This is a genomic window from Sulfitobacter sp. UBA1132 (assembly GCF_002311545.1).
GTDB lineage: Bacteria > Pseudomonadota > Alphaproteobacteria > Rhodobacterales > Rhodobacteraceae > Sulfitobacter > Sulfitobacter pontiacus.
The window spans coordinates 51,629-69,501 of the sequence record NZ_DCAN01000006.1 but is presented as its reverse complement, the minus strand read 5'-3'; the positions used below and the strand labels follow the sequence as shown (position 1 = coordinate 69,501).

Annotated in this window: 23 protein-coding genes; 5 read left to right on the top strand and 18 right to left on the bottom strand. The window is 62.1% G+C overall.

Annotation, left to right across the window (positions count from 1 at the left end; genetic code table 11):
- Positions 1-25 precede the first annotated feature (25 nt).
- The 15 genes from B4F27_RS04155 to fabD form a co-directional block, all read right to left on the bottom strand.
- Entirely contained in the window at positions 26-436 is a 411-nt protein-coding gene (locus tag B4F27_RS04155; protein ID WP_286758941.1) for a DUF3168 domain-containing protein, read from the bottom strand.
- Positions 433-771: a head-tail adaptor protein gene (locus B4F27_RS04150; RefSeq protein ID WP_286758940.1), complete on the bottom strand. Its 339-nt coding sequence runs from the start codon at positions 769-771 to the stop codon at positions 433-435. Before B4F27_RS04150 ends, B4F27_RS04155 begins: the two co-directional genes overlap by 4 nt.
- On the bottom strand, positions 768-1,364 hold the full coding sequence (locus B4F27_RS04145) for a head-tail connector protein (protein WP_286758939.1): 597 nt from the start codon (positions 1,362-1,364) through the stop codon (positions 768-770). Before B4F27_RS04145 ends, B4F27_RS04150 begins: the two co-directional genes overlap by 4 nt.
- A gap of 157 nt (positions 1,365-1,521) precedes the next feature.
- Positions 1,522-2,697 (bottom strand): phage major capsid protein, encoded by a 1,176-nt coding sequence (locus B4F27_RS04140; protein ID WP_074635101.1) that lies wholly within the window; start codon positions 2,695-2,697, stop codon positions 1,522-1,524.
- A gap of 4 nt (positions 2,698-2,701) precedes the next feature.
- Complete coding sequence (locus B4F27_RS04135) at positions 2,702-3,316, bottom strand: HK97 family phage prohead protease (protein WP_286758938.1); 615 nt, start codon at positions 3,314-3,316, stop codon at positions 2,702-2,704.
- Between the two features lie 25 nt (positions 3,317-3,341).
- Positions 3,342-3,566, bottom strand: coding sequence for a GTA head formation protein, RCAP_rcc01685 family (locus tag B4F27_RS04130; protein WP_005852894.1), 225 nt, complete (start codon positions 3,564-3,566; stop codon positions 3,342-3,344).
- On the bottom strand, positions 3,559-4,734 hold the full coding sequence (locus B4F27_RS04125) for a phage portal protein (protein WP_074635102.1): 1,176 nt from the start codon (positions 4,732-4,734) through the stop codon (positions 3,559-3,561). The genes B4F27_RS04130 and B4F27_RS04125 overlap by 8 nt, the downstream gene beginning before the upstream one ends.
- Positions 4,735-4,882: 148 nt before the next feature.
- The gene (locus B4F27_RS04120) at positions 4,883-6,109 is read right to left on the bottom strand and encodes a DNA-packaging protein (protein ID WP_286759139.1); all 1,227 of its coding nucleotides are present in this window, start codon (positions 6,107-6,109) and stop codon (positions 4,883-4,885) included.
- 52 nt (positions 6,110-6,161) lie between these two features.
- Positions 6,162-6,506, bottom strand: a complete 345-nt coding sequence (locus B4F27_RS04115) for a hypothetical protein (RefSeq protein WP_286758937.1) — start codon at positions 6,504-6,506, stop codon at positions 6,162-6,164.
- 221 nt (positions 6,507-6,727) lie between these two features.
- A complete protein-coding gene (gene mltG / locus B4F27_RS04110; protein ID WP_037944000.1) occupies positions 6,728-7,912 on the bottom strand; it encodes an endolytic transglycosylase MltG in 1,185 nt (394 codons plus the stop codon).
- A complete protein-coding gene (gene fabF, locus B4F27_RS04105; RefSeq protein ID WP_074635104.1) occupies positions 7,912-9,171 on the bottom strand; it encodes a beta-ketoacyl-ACP synthase II in 1,260 nt (419 codons plus the stop codon). Before fabF ends, mltG begins: the two co-directional genes overlap by 1 nt.
- 87 nt (positions 9,172-9,258) lie before the next feature.
- Positions 9,259-9,792 (bottom strand): GNAT family N-acetyltransferase, encoded by a 534-nt coding sequence (locus tag B4F27_RS04100; RefSeq protein WP_005852883.1) that lies wholly within the window; start codon positions 9,790-9,792, stop codon positions 9,259-9,261.
- Between the two features lie 179 nt (positions 9,793-9,971).
- On the bottom strand, positions 9,972-10,205 hold the full coding sequence (locus B4F27_RS04095) for an acyl carrier protein (RefSeq protein ID WP_005852881.1): 234 nt from the start codon (positions 10,203-10,205) through the stop codon (positions 9,972-9,974).
- A gap of 201 nt (positions 10,206-10,406) precedes the next feature.
- Entirely contained in the window at positions 10,407-11,144 is a 738-nt protein-coding gene (gene fabG, locus B4F27_RS04090) for a 3-oxoacyl-[acyl-carrier-protein] reductase (protein ID WP_005852879.1), read from the bottom strand.
- Positions 11,145-11,168: 24 nt separating this feature from the next.
- A complete protein-coding gene (gene fabD, locus B4F27_RS04085; protein ID WP_184582355.1) occupies positions 11,169-12,101 on the bottom strand; it encodes an ACP S-malonyltransferase in 933 nt (310 codons plus the stop codon).
- Between the two features lie 146 nt (positions 12,102-12,247).
- Here fabD and B4F27_RS04080 point away from each other — a divergent pair, with 146 nt between their 5' ends.
- The gene (locus B4F27_RS04080; protein WP_286758936.1) at positions 12,248-13,459 is read left to right on the top strand and encodes a cytochrome b/b6 domain-containing protein; all 1,212 of its coding nucleotides are present in this window, start codon (positions 12,248-12,250) and stop codon (positions 13,457-13,459) included.
- 103 nt (positions 13,460-13,562) lie between these two features.
- Here B4F27_RS04080 and B4F27_RS04075 read toward each other — a convergent pair whose 3' ends face one another.
- Both B4F27_RS04075 and B4F27_RS04070 read right to left on the bottom strand, forming a co-directional pair.
- On the bottom strand, positions 13,563-14,132 hold the full coding sequence (locus B4F27_RS04075; RefSeq protein ID WP_174226624.1) for a YceI family protein: 570 nt from the start codon (positions 14,130-14,132) through the stop codon (positions 13,563-13,565).
- Positions 14,133-14,284: 152 nt separating this feature from the next.
- The gene (locus B4F27_RS04070; protein WP_037944993.1) at positions 14,285-14,722 is read right to left on the bottom strand and encodes a hypothetical protein; all 438 of its coding nucleotides are present in this window, start codon (positions 14,720-14,722) and stop codon (positions 14,285-14,287) included.
- Between the two features lie 348 nt (positions 14,723-15,070).
- Between B4F27_RS04070 and rpsF the strand changes: the two genes are divergently transcribed.
- The 4 genes from rpsF (at position 15,071) to B4F27_RS04050 (ending at position 16,990) form a co-directional block, all read left to right on the top strand.
- Positions 15,071-15,433, top strand: coding sequence for a 30S ribosomal protein S6 (gene rpsF / locus B4F27_RS04065; RefSeq protein WP_005852867.1), 363 nt, complete (start codon positions 15,071-15,073; stop codon positions 15,431-15,433).
- Positions 15,434-15,462: 29 nt separating this feature from the next.
- Positions 15,463-15,690 carry a 30S ribosomal protein S18 gene (gene rpsR / locus B4F27_RS04060; protein WP_005852865.1) on the top strand — a complete coding sequence of 76 codons (228 nt, stop codon included), beginning with the start codon at positions 15,463-15,465 and terminating at the stop codon, positions 15,688-15,690.
- 11 nt (positions 15,691-15,701) lie between these two features.
- The gene (gene rplI / locus B4F27_RS04055) at positions 15,702-16,322 is read left to right on the top strand and encodes a 50S ribosomal protein L9 (RefSeq protein ID WP_286758935.1); all 621 of its coding nucleotides are present in this window, start codon (positions 15,702-15,704) and stop codon (positions 16,320-16,322) included.
- Positions 16,323-16,540: 218 nt separating this feature from the next.
- The gene (locus B4F27_RS04050; protein ID WP_414717686.1) at positions 16,541-16,990 is read left to right on the top strand and encodes a transglycosylase SLT domain-containing protein; all 450 of its coding nucleotides are present in this window, start codon (positions 16,541-16,543) and stop codon (positions 16,988-16,990) included.
- 48 nt (positions 16,991-17,038) lie between these two features.
- Here the strand turns inward: B4F27_RS04050 and B4F27_RS04045 are convergent, their stop codons facing one another.
- Positions 17,039-17,749 carry an FkbM family methyltransferase gene (locus B4F27_RS04045; RefSeq protein ID WP_286758933.1) on the bottom strand — a complete coding sequence of 237 codons (711 nt, stop codon included), beginning with the start codon at positions 17,747-17,749 and terminating at the stop codon, positions 17,039-17,041.
- Positions 17,750-17,873 lie beyond the last annotated feature (124 nt).

Here is a 17,873-nt window from a genome sequence, read left to right as displayed (position 1 = left end):
CCTGTTAATTTCCTGAAACCTCGGCTCAGCTGTCCTGAACCCGCGCCCTGAACCGCATCTCTATCTGGCGGCGCGCATCCGCCCCGACCTGTCGTGCGACGGCCCGCTCGAACCGCAAGCTCACCAGCCGCCCGCGGCTCAGGCCAAACTGCCCACCGACCAACGCATCACTCACCGCAGCGGCCACCTGTTTCGCAGGGGCGAACCCCGCATGATGCGTGACGACAAGAACCGTGAACCGATGCTCCGCCCCGCCGCCCGTCCCGTCAGAGGCATCGCGCACCGCTTCGGACCCCAGCTGCACATACAGCGCCGGCACCTCTCCGGCAGGAGCCGCATCAAAAACCGCATCCCCCACCAGCGCCGTGATCTCCTGATCCGTGCTCAACACGCCAAAGACCGCCTGTTGCAGGGCAAACCCCATGCCATAGCTCATACCGCCACCTCCTCATGGGTCAGGCAGGCCAGATACCGCCCCTGTGCGTCCTGCTCGGCCACCGACTGGATCTGATAGACCCGTGTGCCCTCCCGAAAGCGCTGCAGCGGCAAGGGGCGCGCGGGATCGCCCACTGGCGCACCGCGTACCGTCACCACATAGACCCCGCGGCTCACCGCAATACCGCCACGCCCCAAACGCCGGCCCTGCCGCGCCGTAACATCCGCCCAGAGTTCCCCCACACGCACCCAGCTCCGGCTCTCTCCGCCCGCGCCATCAGGCTGAGGCACCTGCGCCTCCAACACCAAGCGGCGGCTCAACGACAGCCGGCTCATGCGCGTGCCCCCAAACCGATCCGCAGCGGGCGGTAGCGCTCGATCAGGCTGCTCACCCCAAAGGGCATGCAGCCGTCCCCAAGGCGGGTCTCGTGGCGGTATTCATAGTAATGCGCCGCCAGCATCAGCACCGCCTGCTGCAAATCCGCGGGCACAGCGCCCCAGCTTTCCCCAAGCCCCGCCTCGAACAAGACCTCCACCGACCCTTGCGGCGGAATGAACGGCAACATCGCCCCTGATGGTTTCAACAACGGAGCCTGCATATCGCGCACCAGCCAATAGCGCTGCGGCTCGATTACCGTCTCCATCGCATCCCGCGACACCAAGGTGACGCTCACGATCTGCCGGACCGGCCCCACGGGCAAAGCCTGCGCCTGCGGGTCCGCCCACTCTTGCACGGTCATGGTAAACAACCGCGAGATCAGCGCCTTGGACGTGCGCGTCTCAATCGCGGCAATGGCGGCACGCAGAAAGCTCGCCAATACGGGCTCTTGTACCGTCTCGGTGCCAAAACCGCTACCCATCCGCAAATGCGCCTTGAACGGCTCCAGCGGCAGATCGGCCTCCGCCACCCCTGTCTCTTCGATCAACATCTCATCGCTCCAAATCTAGCCCGCCAAAGCCCCCCGAACGCGCACCCCGACTGCATCGCTCGGTCGGAGGCAGCAGCTAGGCAATGCACCCGGCGCATTACGGCGCGTCCGGGGGGATGGGGCCAGCCACCGCCAGCCCCCTATTCGACCCCGCGCCTTAGGCGGTGCCGAATTTCAGCAGCTTGATCGCGGCAAAGTCGCTCACGTCGCCGCCCACCCGTTTGGTGGCATAGAACAGCACATGCGGCTTGGCGCTGAAGGGATCGCGCAGGATCCGCAGGTCGGGCCGTTCCGCCACGGTGTAACCGGCGGCAAAATCCCCGAAGGCGACCGAGAATGAATCCGCCGCCACATCGGGCATGTCCTCGGCCACCAGCACCGGATAGCCCATCAGCCGCGCGGGCTGGCCCTGCGTCATCCCGTCAGACCACAGGAACCGCCCGTCCAGATCCTTGAGCTTGCGCACAATGCCCGCGGTCTTCGAGCTCATAACAAAACTCGCCTGCGCGCGGTACTGCGCCCCAAGCGCATAGACCAGATCAACCACGGCATCCGCCGTGATCTCGCCTGCGACACCGGTGGGCACATAGCCCAGATTGCCCCACTCCCAGATCACATTGTCAACCGTGGCATGGGCCAGAAACCCCTTGGGCTTGTCGATCCCGTCCCCGTGGATAAAGGCCGCGGCCTCTGCCCGCGAGAATTTATCGGCGATCCGCCCGGCCAACCAGGCTTCGATGTCAAAGGCACTGTCATCCAGCAACCGCTGCGAAGCTTTGGGCAGCGCGCTCAACTCGTGCAGCGGGATGGTAATCCGGTCGATCTGCGGCGTATCGGTCTCGGACACGGCCCCCGTTTCTGTCGCCCAACCGGCACCCACATCCGCATGATCCACCAGCACGTCGTAAGAGGTCGCCTCGACCTGCACCACCGACGCAATCGCCCGGATAGAGGCCGTGGCATTCAACACCGATTTCACCCGATCCGAGGTCTGCGGGTCCACCAGATAGCCACCATCCGAATTCACCGCCGCCGACAGCGCCTTGCTCTCCAGCTCAAGCCCGCGCAACCCGTCGTCGTCGCCGTTGCGGATATAGGCATGCAGCGCCTTCTGATGCGGCGCGCCCGTCTCTACAGCCCCCGCCAATGGTGTGCGCGCCGGCAAAGTCATCTTTCGATCCAACATAGTCATTCGCTCTTCTGTTTGTTGCAACTTGGTCGTCATCTCGTCCTGAAACCCTTTGAAATTCTGCACAAATCCACCCACAGCGCGGCGCATCTCCTCGACCGCGCCTCGGGGCTCGGTGCCCATGTCATCCTCGTGTCGTTCCATCCGCTTACCCTCCGTTCCGTTTCAAATTCCGCCGCGCCTCGTCAAAGACACCGGCCATGCCGCGCAAGACGTCTCCGATGGCGATAAAATCCCCTTTGGCCGCGATCCGCGCCGTGGGGAGCATGGGAAAGGTCACCAGCGACACCTCCCACAGGTCCAGGGTCTGCAGCACCCGCTGGCCCGCGTCATTCTTGGCCGCCCGCTGCGTGCGATAGCCGATGCTCAGGCCATCAATCGCCCCTGCCTCGATCAAGGCCGCCGCCTCGCGGCCCCGCGCCACACTGTCCAGCAGCCGCCCCTTGACCCAAAGCCCCCGCGCATCCTCGCGCAGCTCGTCCCACACACCGATGGGCTGTGCCGGATCATGCTGCCATAGCATCTTGATCCGGCGCCCCGCGGCCTCCGCCGCCGCCAGCGAGGCGCCATAAGCCCCCCGTGCCACCAGATCACCACCCTGATCGACCCGCCCGAACAGGCTGGCATAGCCGCTGATCTCGGTGCCGCCCTCCACCACAAGCCCCTCGTCGAAACGCGCGAACTTATGCTCCAACCCAGCGCCCATATTGGGCAAACCTCTCCCGTTCTTCGACCCGAGGCCGAAGCGCATGCCATCTTCCATGACACCCTCCCTTGCGTTCAAATTGCTACGGCGCGACCACCAGAAACGACTGTACCGCCTGCGCCAAAATCACCGCGACCACACCATAGACGGTCAACCACAACCGCCGCTCCAGCCGCTCCATCATCTCTTCCAAGCGGTCGAGTCGCTGCAAAAGATTCTCGTGGTGGATCGCGCTCACCCTCTCATGCGCCTGCAACCGCAACCCCGGCGCACATTCAAACCGGTCATATCCCATCTCCTCAACCATCCGCCGCCACCGCTGGCAGCCCCAACAAGGACCGCTTTTCCGCCTGCGACAGGAAATCCGCCCCCGCCACCCGCGCCCATTGCGCGTCACGCTCCTGCGCCAGGGCGGGCACCTGATCTAGATCGGGCTTCAACGTCACTGCCTCATGCGTGAACCCCGCCAGCCACGCACCAAGCGCCGCGGCAACCCGCGTGGCCAAAGGCAGGACCGTCAGCCGGTAGAACGCCCGATGCGCCTCCTGATAATTGGCATAGGTCGCATCCCCCGCGATCCCCAGCAGCATCGGCGGCACTCCAAAAGCCAGCGCCACTTCCCGGGCCGCCGCCTCCTTGGTGCGGTGAAACTCCATGTCCGAGGGCGAAAATCCCATCGGCTTCCAATCCAACCCACCTTCCAGCAGCATCGGCCGCCCCGCATTGCGCGCGCCTTGATGGTGGCTCTCCATCTCGCTGACCAGACGGTCGTACTGATCATCGCTCAGCTTGCCCTGCCCCTCGGCCCCGCGATACACAATCGCCCCCGATGGCCGCGCCGCATTATCCAGCAACGCCTTGCTCCAGCGCGAAGCCGCGCCGTGCACATCCAAGGCCATCGCCGCCGCCTGCAACGGGCTGAACCCATAATGGTCATCCTGCGGGTGGAAATTCTTGATGTGACAGATCGCGGCCGTATCCCCGGCCACGTCAAACCGATGCTTGCGCCCGCCGACGGCATATTCATAGGCCACCGGCCAGCCATCCGCCCCCGGCACCACCGACATGCGATCCGACCGCAAAACATGCAGCTCCACCGGCACCGGCCCCGCGCCAACCGCCTCGATGTAGCCGTTGCCTGTCAACAATAGCTGCGCATAAAGCGCCTCCAGCAGCTCCGCACGCCCCTGCGCCCCATTGGGCCGTGCCACCAGATCCAGCAGCGGATGCGCCTCGAACCGTTGCGCGGCATCCTGCAACACCAGCGGCAGGGCCGCCGCGGCCTCCGCAATCAGCTTCACCGACCGAAACCCCACAGGGTTGCCGCAAAACCCGCTGCGCGTCAGGCTGACCACATCGCGCGGGCTCCAGGCCACGCGCCCGCTGGTCTGAACCGCAACGACAGGCCCCGTGGCAGAGGCTTTCTTCTCCGCAACCACCTCAACCGCCCCCCGTTTGAGAAAATCAAAAACCATGCCGCTGCTCTCCCTGCTCATTGACCGCCCCATGAAGATCTCACCAATCCCTTAACGCCGCCCGACCAGAGCGAACGCCCCGCCCGCAACAGCGCTTCATTTTGCCCGTTAAACTCTCCCCGAAGGGCCGCTCTCCTCCGCAACGCGCTCACAATCCACGCACCCCGGGCATCCGCCACTGCGCCGCAGGCTCGATCATCAGCTCATGCAGCGCCCAGACCAGCGCATCGACGCGGTCCGGCGATCCGCCGCCCTCAAAGCCCCGCGCTGTCATCCGGCACATCTGGTCCTCCAGCGCGTCCAACCCCGCCACATGCCCCACGCGCCCCTGCTCATAAAGCGCCGCCACAGGCTCCGCCCGCGCCACCTTGCCACGGCTGGCATGAACCGATTTGACCGGCACCAATGGGTCGACCTGACGCAAGACCTCCGCCACCATCTGCCCGCCCTGATTGACCTCGGCGACAAGGCGATCTGCGCCGTACTGCTCCATCGCGCTGATCGCCGCGCGCGCCCAGCCCGACGGGGTCGCCCCCTGCACCGTGCAATCGGCCAGCACCACGGCCCGCCAATCCTGCGGCGGGCCTTGGGTTTGCGCGCCCACCACCACGATCCCGCATTCATCCGACCCCGCGCCGGCGCTGGTGGCAGGGTCCAACCCCACGACGATCCGGTCCAGCAGCGGCACATCCCGCACCCGCCCGGCCTCGATCCGCTCGGAGGTCCACAGCGCCCCTTCCGCATCAGCCAGCAGCACACCGTCCAGCTCTTGCCGCCCCAACCGCGTCCCGCGATAGCGCGCCCGCACCTCCTCCAGGAAAGAGCCCGCAAGGTTCGCGGCATTCGCCTCTGTCGGGGCATGGGTGGTCACGGTCGACGGCGACGCCAGCAGGTTTTTCAATACGCCGACATTGCGCGGAGTCGTGGTCACACAGACCCGCGGATCCTCCCCCAACCGCAAGGCGAACTGCAATTGGTCCCACGTCTCTTCCGCCTTCTTCCACTTGGCCAACTCATCCACCCAGGCCGCATCGAACTGCGGCCCGCGCAGCCCCTCTGGATCATGCGCCGTATGCACCGTTGCCACGGCTCCATTGGGCCAGACCAACCGCTTGCGCGTCGCCTCCCAATCCGGTCGCCGATCCGCGGGCGAGCACGCCAATATCCCGCTATCGCCAAAGATCATCACCTCGCGCACCTGCTCGATGGTCTCTCCCACCAGCGCCACGCGGCGACAGCGCCCCGCATCCAAGGGCCGCGACCCTTCGACCTGCGCACGCACCCATTCCGCCCCCGCACGCGTCTTGCCCGCACCGCGCCCGCCCATGATCACCCAGGACCGCCAGTCGCCGTCGGGGGGCAGCTGATGCGGCATGGCCCAGAACTCGAACAAAAAAGGGAGAGCCAAAAGCTCTCCCTCATCCAGATCATTCAAGAACCGGTCTTGCACCGCAACATCGGCGGAGCCGATCCAGCTTGCACCCGATGTCAGCCCGCGCCCTTTCCATGTCCAGCGCGTATCCGCCTCGGGCAATGCCCGCTTGTCTGTTTCTGCACTCATTCAGATAGGTCTCCACCTTGACGCAGGTCGCCACCATGCCACTGGCCTTACCCAATGCCTTCGACGCTGCTGTTTCGTTTACTTCCTCCCCGGATCGGGCCTGTTCTCGCAGGCTCTCTATCTCGCGGCGCAAATCGCGGATCGCGACCTGCAACGCCTGAAGCTGCTCTTCGCTGGCAGCAATTTCCTGTTCCGGGGTATTCATCGTCATCTTGCTCTTACCTCTCGTTTTGGACCTCCAACCCGAGCAGACACGAAAAAACGGCCACCGGAACTTAATCCGGGGCCGTTTGCCCATGTCTTCTAGCATGGACGTATTTCTATGTCAGAGCGGACGCAAAGTCAAGGAAAACAAGGTTACCAAAACCTTCCAAGCCCTTACGATGGTTAATAAATTCCTAATTTAACCCAAATCCGCGCCCGCTCTGACGCTTAGTTTCCGCCCGTCGACGCATTGCCCGCCGCTTCCGCGCCACGCTCCGCCTCGATCTGGCGCCAGCGCGCGACATTGGCGTTATGCTCTTCCAATGTCTCGGCAAAAGCGTGACCGCCGGTGCCATCGGCAACAAAGAAAACATAGTCCTCGCTGGCCGGTTGTGCCGCAGCCATCAGGCTCGCACGTCCGGGGTTCGCAATCGGCGTCGGTGGCAGCGCGTCGATGACGTAGGTGTTGAACGGGGTCTCCTTGCGCAGCTCACTGCGGCGCAGACCACGCCCCAAGACGCCCTGCCCGTTGGTGATCCCGTAGATCACGGTCGGGTCCGTCTGCAGACGCATGCCCTGATTCAAACGGTTGACGAAAACGCTCGCCACCTGTTCGCGCTCTTCCGGTACGCCGGTTTCCTTCTCGACGATAGAGGCAAGGATCAACAGTTCCTCAGGCGTCTCGACAGGCAGCCCCGGATCGCGAGCCTCCCAGGCTTCGGCCAAACGCTGTTCTTGTGCCGCGGCCATACGCGTCAGGATTTCGGCGCGGTCGTCCCCTTCCGAGACCTCATAGCTGTCGGGGGCCAAAGATCCCTCCGCAGGCACCGCCGCGATCTCGCCTGACAGCAGGTCGATGGCTTTCAACGCCTCGGCCACCTGCCAGCTTGTCACGCCCTCTGCCATCGCGATGCGGAACCGCGTGTCGGCCTTCGCCTTGGTCTGGGTATAGACCTCTGGCACCTCATCCTCACCGGGGGTGAATTCGGCACGCTCGACGAAACGGCTTGTTACGGGGTCCAGCTCGCGCACCTGCGTGCTGATGCGGTTCACACCGATGCGGTAGACAACTTCGGTACCGCAGGTGCTTGCCCCGCCGCGTGTCACGGTGTCTACGATCTCTTTCATCGAGGCTTCGGGCTGGATCAGAAAGCTCCCCGCCTTCAGGTCGCGGGTCTTTTCCTCATACTCTGCCCCAAGACGGAAGATCGCAGCCGAGCTTACGGCCTCTTGCGTAGCAAGATCATCGCCCACGGCACGCATGTTCGACCCGCGCTCCACCTGCAGGCAGATCGCCTGCGACAGCGGACCGGGGGCATCATACTGCCCCCGCCCCCACAGGATAATCCCGCCTAACAAAAACAAGCCTAAAATCAGAAACGTAACAGCGTTAGACGCGATATGACGCCACATTAGGATGCTTTCCCGAAGATCACGCTCGCGTTGGTGCCACCAAAGCCGAAAGAGTTGCTCAGCGCGACATCAATCTTGCGCTCGACCTTCTTGTTCGGGGCCAGATCGATCTTGGTTTCAACCGCAGGATTGTCGAGGTTGATGGTCGGTGGGGCCACCTGATCGCGGATCGCGAGGATAGAGAAGATCGCCTCGATCGCGCCAGCAGCCCCCAACAGGTGACCGGTCGCGGATTTCGTCGACGACATGGTGACCGTCTCAACCGCATCACCCAGCATCCGCTCGACCGCGCCCAGCTCGATCACATCAGCCATGGTCGATGTGCCATGCGCGTTGATATAGTCGATGTCTTTTGGCTCCAGCCCGGCACCACGCAGGGCGTTGCGCATGGACCGTTCGGCCCCGTCGCCGTCCTCGGCAGGGGCGGTGATGTGATAGGCATCGCCCGACAGACCATAGCCAAGCACTTCGGCATAGATTTTCGCGCCACGTGCCTTGGCGTGTTCGTATTCTTCCAGCACGACAATGCCCGCGCCCTCGCCCATGACGAAGCCGTCACGATCCGCGTCATAGGGGCGGCTTGCCTTGGTGGGGTCGTCGCCCCGCTTGGTGGACAGCGCCTTACAGGCGTTGAACCCGGCCATGCCGATCTCGCAAATCGCGGCCTCGGCCCCGCCGGCAATCATCACATCCGCGTCGCCATGCTGGATCAGACGGCTTGCGTCACCAATCGCATGGGCACCGGTGGAACAGGCGGTCACAACCGAATGGTTCGGGCCGCGGAATCCATAGCGAATCGATACCTGACCCGAGATCAGGTTGATCAGCGCGCCGGGCACAAAGAACGGGCTCACGCGGCGCGGGCCTTTCTCGTGCATCATCACGGCAGTGTTCGCGATAGAGTTCAGGCCCCCAATGCCTGACCCGATCAAGACGCCGGTGCGTTCCAGATCTTCGCGGTCCGTGGGCATCCAGCCGGAATCCTCGACCGCTTGTTGTGCTGCGGCCATGCCGAACAGGATAAACGTATCCACTTTGCGCTGTTCTTTCGGCTCCATATACTTGTCGCCGTTAAAGGTACCATCCGTACCGTCGCCAAGCGGCACTTCGCAGGCGTATTGAGTGACCAGCTTGCTGGGATCGAAGCCCGTGATCTTGCCCGCCCCGGACTGACCATCCAAAATTCTGGACCAGCTGGCCTCCACGCCATCGGCCAACGGAGTTACCAATCCCAAACCTGTCACTACTACTCTGCGCATATCCAAGCCCCTTGGTGTTTCTTTGCGTTGACCGGCTATACCTTGCCGAGACCGTAAATTTCAAGACGCGAAGCGCCCAAGCCACGGTCAGACCGGCGGGCCTTTGCGCGTCATCAGACGTATCTTGTCGCCGTCAAGCTCTATGTCGCGCAGCGCGGTATATCCCAAGGTCTCGGCCAGACGCAGCGACGATGCATTCGCCACGGCGATCATGCATACCGTGCGCCCCGTCACCACGCGGTCGAACCAGTCATGCGCCGCGCGCGCGGCTTCCAGCCCCAGCCCCGTGCCCTGCGCTTCGGGGGCCAGCACCCAGCCGGCCTCGGGAAAGGGATCGAAATCGTCGCCAAACCCGCGGGAACCAAAGAAAAACCCGACCTGACCTTCCATCTCGCGGGTGCCGCGCGACTGGATCGCCCATTGCCCAAACCCGACAATCTGCCAATGGCCCGCATTGCGCAGAAACGCATCCCAGCTTTCGGCCTTGGGTTTGGGCTTTCCGGTAATATGGGTCACCACGGCGGGCGTGGCCCAGATGTCAGCATAACGGGGGAAGTCTTCGGCCCGCATGGCGCGCAGGGTGAGACGGGCGGTATTGATGGTCGGTACTGATCGCGACATGTGGTGAATTACCTTCACGCTTGAATTTCTGTCGCAGCCAGTGTCACGCCGCAGCCCGCGCAAGGCAAGTGACGCGCGGTCCCCCCAAGCAAAAACGGCGCCCTTCCGCTAGGAAGAACGCCGTTCTCTAAATCTCGTGCCGCCGCGACGCCTATGGGGCTGCGGCTGGCGAAAACGTCTTAGGACGCTTCTTTGATGAACTTGACCGCGTCGCCGAAGGTCTGGATGTTCTCGGCTGCGTCATCGGGGATCTCGATGCCGAACTCTTCTTCGAACGCCATAACCAGCTCAACAGTGTCGAGGCTGTCTGCGCCAAGATCGTCGATGAACGATGCGTTCTCGACAACTTTGTCTTCTTCAACACCCAGGTGCTCTACAACGATCTTCTTTACGCGGTCTGCGACGTCGCTCATATTCAGTCCTCATTCATTCGGGCAATCCTGCCCTCTTCTGTTTCCGTCAGAACCTTATGTGGTCCGTATGGATCGTGCCCCGAGGGGCGGCTATGGCCCTTGTTGTCACAAGGTAAGGGGGGCAATCAAGCCTCCCTATGATGGATTCTGCGCCCCATTTAGCACAAGACGCAGATTTGGCAAACGCTTTGCAGCGCAGGGTCACAACATGGCCATGCCGCCGTTCACATGCAAGGTGGTTCCGGTAACATAGGCGGCTTCCGCGCTTGCCAGATAGACAACAGCCGACGCGATTTCGGATGCTTCGCCCATACGGCCCGCAGGGATTTGCCCCATGATTCCCGCCTTTTGGTCGTCGGTCAGCTTGTCCGTCATTGCCGTGGTAATGAAACCGGGGGCGACCGCGTTCACGGTGATCCCGCGGCTGGCAACCTCATAGGCAAGCGATTTGGACATGCCCACCATACCGGCCTTGGACGCGGCATAATTCGCCTGACCGGGGTTACCGGTGGCCCCGACCACGCTCGAGATATTCACGATCCGGCCCCAACGCGCCTTCATCATGCCGCGCATCACGCCTTTGCACAGCTTGAATGTCGCGGTCAGGTTGACGTTCAGGACCGAATTCCATTCATCATCCGACATGCGCATGAACAGGTTGTCGCGGGTGATGCCGGCGTTGTTGACCAGAATATCGACCGATCCCATCGCTTCGGCCGCCTGTTTGGGCAGCGCGTCAACGGCGTCCATATCGCTCAGGTTACAGGGCAGCACATGGGCGCGCTCGCCCAGTTCGGCGGCCAGCGCCTCAAGAGGTTCGGTGCGGGTGCCGGACAGGCCCACAGTCGCGCCACGGGCATGCAGGCTGCGCGCGATTTCCGCGCCGATACCACCCGAAGCCCCGGTGACCAGCGCATTTTTTCCAGTAAGATCAAACATATGTAATTCCTTTCGCAGCCTGACTCAGGCCGTTTTCACGGCAGCGGCATCGGCAGCGGTGCCGATGTTCACGCAGGTGATTTCCTTGTTGATACGGCGGATCATGCCGGACAGCGCCTTGCCCGCGCCGATTTCCCAGACCTCGGTCACGCCCTGCGCGCCCATCCATTCAACCGACGACATCCAGCGCACCTGACCGGTGACCTGCTCGATCAGCAGCTTGCGGATCTGTTCGGGATCGGTGACCGCCTCGGCCACCACATTCGCCACCACGGGCACGGCGGGGGCGTTCATCGTCACATCCGCCAGCGCACCGGCCATCTCTTCTGCGGCGGGGGCCATCAGGGCACAGTGGAACGGAGCAGACACAGGCAAAAGCAGCGCACGCTTGGCACCGGCCGCTTTCGCCAGATCAATCGCGCGTTCCACGGCAGCCTTGCTGCCCGAAACGACATTCTGCGCCGGATCGTTCTGGTTGGCGACCTGACAGACCTCGCCCTGTGCGGCCTCTGCGGCGACGGCCTCGGCCTGATCAAAGCTCAGCCCCAGAAGGGCGGCCATAGCGCCCTGCCCCACGGGCACAGCCGCCTGCATCGCCCGCCCCCGGATGCGCAGCAACCGCGCCGTATCGGCAAGCGAGAATGTCCCCGCCGCGCAGAGTGCGGCATATTCACCCAGCGAATGGCCCGCGACATACGCCGCTTTGTCGACGGTAACGCCTTCGGCCTTCAACGCCGCCATCGCCGCCATCGAGGTCGCCATCAACGCAGGCTGCGCGTTCTGTGTCAGCGTCAGCTCCTCCGCGTCGCCTTCCCAGATCAGCGTCGACAGCTTTTCACCCAAGGCTTCGTCCACCTCGTCAAACACGGCCTTTGCCGCCGGATAGGCGTCGGCCAGATCGCGGCCCATTCCGATGGTTTGCGCGCCTTGGCCCGGATATACGAATGCAATGGTCATAAAGTCCCCCGAATTTGCGTTTCCAGCGCTTTAGCGCGTGGGTGGCTGTCAAACAAGCCTGCACGGCGACTGTGCGCTGATCCGCATTGGTCCCCAAGCCCCGTTGCGGTAAGCAGAAACGACCCATTTCGCGACGGAGCACCCAGATGGCCTTAACCAATACCTCAATCCGCTATGGCGAGGTGACCAAGTTCTTTCACTGGCTCACCGCGCTGCTGATCCTCACCCTGATCGCCCTTGGCCTTTATGCCAGCGATCTGCCCCACGATACGCAAGCGGCGCTGACCCGCAAAGCGTGGCTCTTCTCGCTGCACAAAACACTGGGCGTGACGGTCTTCTTTGTCGCCCTTGCCCGCATCGTCTGGGCCTTTACCCAACCCAAACCGGGGCTGCTGAACGCGGATCACCGTCTGGAAAGCTGGCTGGCGGAAACGGTGCATTGGGTGCTCTATGGATCGCTGGTGATCGTCCCGCTGGCCGGCTGGATCAACCACGCCGCTGCCTCTGGCTTTGCGCCGATCTGGTGGCCGCTGGGGCAGTCGCTGCCGTTTATTCCCAAGAACACAACTGTAGAGCACGCCTTTGGCGCGCTGCACGTCATCTCGGGCAAACTGCTGATCGGCGCGTTGATCCTGCATATCGCCGGCGCGGTGAAGCACCACGTTGTGGACCGCGATTCGACCCTGCGGCGGATGCTGCCGGGCGAAGCCGTCGTCGGCCCGCTGCCTGCTCAACACCACTCTGCCGCGCCGGTGGTCACCGCCACTGTGGTCTGGGTCGCCGCGATTGCCCTCGGGCTGGGGCTGGGCCTTGGCTTGGGCCAGCAAAGCGATCAACCCGCCCCGACCGAAACTGCCGCGCTAGAGGATGTCGCCTCTGACTGGCAGGTGCAGGATGGTACCATCGCGCTTGAAGTCACGCAGTTCGGGTCCGTCGTGGCTGGCAGCTTTGCCGACTGGACATCCGCGATCACATTTGACGACACCGTACAATCCGGCAAAGCGGGCGACGTAACGACCACGGTCGCGATCCCGTCGCTGAGCCTCGGGTCGGTGACGGATCAGGCGATGGGGGCGGATTTCTTCAACAGCGAGGCCTTCCCCACCGCGATTTTTCAGGCTGATATCAATGCCACCGCCGACGGCTATGTCGCAGCGGGCAGCCTGACGATCAAGGATCAGACGATGCCGGTCGACCTGCCTTTCACCCTGACGTTGCAGGACGACACTGCCCGGATGTCAGGCTCCACTACGCTGGACCGCCGCAACTTCGGCATCGGGGAAACGGTGACGGACGAAAGCACGCTGGCGTTCAGCGTCACGGTGAATATCGACCTCACCGCCACACGCGGGCAGTAATCCCGCCAACGTCGGCGCGGGCCCTAGGGCCCCGCCCCCCATAAACGCAAAAACGCCGGGGTCCTGCCCCGGCGTTCTCGTTTCTTAATAAACGGTGGAAAGCTTATTCAGCCTTCATCGCTTCGATAGAGATGTTCACTTGCACTTCGTCGCTGACGAACGGCGCGAACTGACCAAGGTTGAAATCGGTGCGTGTGACCGTGGTCGTCGCGTCGAAACCGGCCCAAGGCTTCTTGGCCATCGGATGCTCGCCCATCTGGTTCAGCTTGGCATCCAGCACAACGGATTTGGTCACATCGTTCATGGTCAGATCACCGGTGATCAATGCGGTCTTTTCGCCTGTGACCTCGATACCGGTGGATTCGAACGTCACCATGTCGCCATCTTCGGCACCAAAGAAATCAGCGGTCATGAAGTGTTCGGTGCGGGGTTCCCAGCCGGTGATCATGTCTTTGACCGGGAAAGATACGGAGACAGAGGAGTTCGCGGGCTCTGCCTCGTCCAGCATGATTTCACCGTCAAAACCGCTGAACATCGATGTGGTGGTCGAGAACCCAAGGTGGTTATAGGTGAAGACGATCTGGCTGTGGCTTGCGTCCAGCACATATTTCTCGGCGGCGAAAGCAGAGGTGGCACCCAGTGTCAGGGCGGTGGCAAGAAGGACAGACTTCATGGTCATTGGAATACTCCTGTTGGCGTTTGTCTGCACCATACATGAAGCATTTCAGCGTTTCAGCAACCCAGCAGTGTTCAACAGTTAGTGCGCATTGGCGAACAGTCGCGCGTCAGACATGCATAAACACGCACATCACGACCAAGCTACGATCAGATCGCCTGGCCCGAGTCGCGCAGGCTAAAGGTCAGGTTATCGACCACGCGGCGCTCTGCGATATGGACATCAACGATGAAATTGCCGCGCCCGTCCCAGAAGTGAAAGTTGCGGCCCACACGCTCCACCCGTCCCAGATCGCCAAAACTGCAGCGTTGCAGCACCCGTTGCGCCCCCATCGTGCGCGGGCGCACCAGACGCAGCTCGCGCCGCAGCGTGTCGATCTGGATCTCGGGCAGCGCGGGCTTTTGCCCCGACAGCAAAAGGCTTGCCCCCAACATCACAGACACCGCCGACAGCCCGACCTTGAACAGCATCACATCTGACCCAAAGTTCGACCCCGGCGTCAGCCACAACCCCGACGCCGCCAGCACCAAGGCCGCCCCCAACAACCGCTGGACGCTGCGCACCACCGCCCGAGAGCCATCTACCATTCCGGCCTGTGCCGAAAACTGAAGACTATCCGCGGAGAAATTCGAAACTGCGCCCATTGCTCTGATAAACCTTGCTTAACCGTGTGATCTCCGCTTCAGTTCTCGTATGGGTTCATGACGAAAAAGAGGCGCGACCGTGATCGAAGTGGTACTTTTCAAAGGATCATCCGCCCCAAATCGATAGACGCCCGTGCCATAGCGCCAACGCACCCTTGCCCTGCCTGCAAAACCGTGTATATCGGCCCTTCGTTTTGCATCATCTTTTGAACCGCGCAGACTCTCGTGGTGGGGCCGCAAAACGCAAATGCCCTGCCTATGAAATGCGCCTTGATATAAATAGGAGTGCACATGCCGCTTTATGAGCATGTTATGATTGCGCGTCAGGACTTGTCCAACACGCAAGCAGAAGGCCTTATCGAACATTTTGGCACAGTTTTGGCTGACAACGACGGCAAGCTCGTCGACAGCGAATACTGGGGCGTTAAAACGATGGCCTACAAGATCAACAAAAACCGCAAGGGCCACTATGCCTTCCTGCGTTCGGACGCACCAGCGACCGCCGTACAGGAAATGGAACGCCTGATGCGTTTGCATGATGACGTGATGCGCGTTCTGACCATCAAAGTTGATGAGCACAAAGAGCTGCCATCGGTTCAGATGCAGAAACGTGACGAACGCCCCGAGCGTGGCGAACGCCGCGAACGTCGTTGATCATCAGCTTGCAATAAAGGACATAAACCATGGCCGCTAAACCATTTTTCCGCCGTCGTAAGGTCTGCCCCTTCTCGGGCGACAACGCACCGGCAATCGATTACAAAGACACACGTCTTCTGCAGCGCTACATCTCTGAGCGCGGCAAAATCGTTCCTTCCCGCATCACCGCAGTCTCCGCGAAAAAGCAGCGTGAATTGGCCCGTGCCATCAAACGCGCCCGCTTCCTCGCCCTGCTGCCCTACGCCGTTAAGTAAGGAGAAAGCACATGCAAGTTATCCTTCTGGAACGTGTGGCCAAACTGGGCCAAATGGGCGAAGTCGTGGACGTAAAGCCCGGCTACGCACGCAACTTCCTGCTGCCCCAAGGCAAAGCGCTGTCGGCTTCCAAAGCCAACATCGAAGCCTTTGAAGGTCAGAAAGCCCAGCTTGAGGCACAAAACCTCGAGACCAAAAAAGAAGCCGAAGCACTGGCCGACAAGCTTAACGGTCAGCAGTTCATCGTCATCCGCTCCGCCTCCGATTCGGGTGCGCTTTACGGTTCGGTTACGACCCGTGACGCGGCAGACGTTGCCACAGCCGAAGGCTTCACCATCGACCGCAAACAGGTCGTTCTGGGCAGCCCGATCAAAGACCTGGGCCTGCATGACGTCACCGTCGTCCTGCACCCCGAAGTCGAAGCCACCATTCAGCTGAACGTTGCACGTTCCCCTGAAGAGGCCGAGCTTCAGGCCGCAGGCAAGTCGATCCAGGAACTGGCCGCAGAAGAAGAAGCTGCAGCCGAATTCGAGATCTCTGAACTGTTCGACGATATCGGCTCCGCCGCATCCGACGACGACGATCTGGCAGAAGCTGTCGAGAAAACAGACGAAGACGAAGCGCAAGCCTAAGCCTTCCGATCTGATTCCAAATGAAACGCCGCCGCTGACCTCTCAGCGGCGGCGTTTTTCATTGCGCGATCGGCAATATGCCGCCCTGTGCTAAGCGACCCTCTGCCCATCCGGCGCTGGCCTTGTTGCGCGGTGCCCCCGGCGTTGTAAGTATTTGGCTCCCGTCAACGATGCGAGTCACCCGCATGATCGCCCTCACACGTCGTTCCCTTTGCCAGATGTTGCTTTGCACACCTGCCCTCTCTGCCTGCGCCAGTACCGCACCAGAGCCCGCCCCCGCGCCCCGCAAGCTGCCGCTCTATCCCAACGAGACGCCCGAGCTGCGCGGGCTGATCAACAAATGGGCCGACCACTACGACGTCCCCCGCCCGTTGGTCCACCGTCTTGCCATCCGTGAAAGCACCCACCGTCCAGAGGCCCGCAATGGGCCCTACTTCGGCCTGCTGCAAATCCTGCCCGCCACCGCACGCGGCATGGGGTTTCGCGGCGATGCCGGCGATCTTCTCGATCCTGATGTAAACTTGAAATACGGCGTCAAATACCTGCGCGGCGCTTGGCTGCTGTCTGATGGCGATCACGCCTCCGCAATCAAATGGTACGCCCGCGGCTATTATTACGAGGCCAAACGACGCGGTATGCTGGTTGAAACCGGCCTGCGCAAAGGCTGAGCCCCCTAAGGCGCGCCGCGCTGCCCCATGGGCGCAGGCGTGCCTCTCTCAGATCCAGTCGAGGTTCACCTGTCGCGCAGGGTATTTCGCAGCAAAGGTTTCGCGCAGCGCGCGGAACCTCGGTCTGAGATCCGCGAACTTGCGCTCATGGGTTTCCACGACCAAGCACCTGATCCCCTTGATCAAATCCGCTGCATCCATCGCCTCAAGCAGATCAAGCTCCGCGCCTTCGATGTCCATCTTCACAAAAGCGATCTCGCCGCGTTTATCGATTTCAGCCCTGATGATTTCCAGAAAATTGAGCAATGCGACATCGACATAATTGTCTGCGTCAATCGTACGCCCGCCATCGACGATTGTGCTTTTGACCGACGCCCGCTTCATATTGTCGTCAAAATTCGCGGCCCGCATCAGCCGCACAGTGCCCGAGCTGGCCCCAACCGCCGCGTTGACCAGACGCACGTTCGCGCGGTCTTTCACAGCCGTCGTGAGCTGTTCAAACGCATAAGGGTCGGGTTCATAGCAGATCACCTCGGCGCCTGTGTCGGCCAACAAACGGGTCACGACACCCACATTGGCCCCGCAGTCCATCGCCAGATCGCCAGGCTTCAGCATCGCTGTCACCCCCTTGAGAAAGCCCATCGCCTCGGCCTGACGCAGGTTCCGCTTTGCACGCCGGCGGGCTTTGCGCTCCTCCTCGGTCAGGGGTGTCTTTGCTCTCGCGGCGCGACGCGCCCTGTTGCTGGCTTGATCTGACATGTGTCTACCACCCTCCCCTTGACCGGAACTGCCGCATTTTGCTGCACTAAAACGGATAACCCCCCAGCCGTCTAACGAAAAAAGCCGCCCCAAACGGGACGGCTTTGATCTTTTTCATACCGAA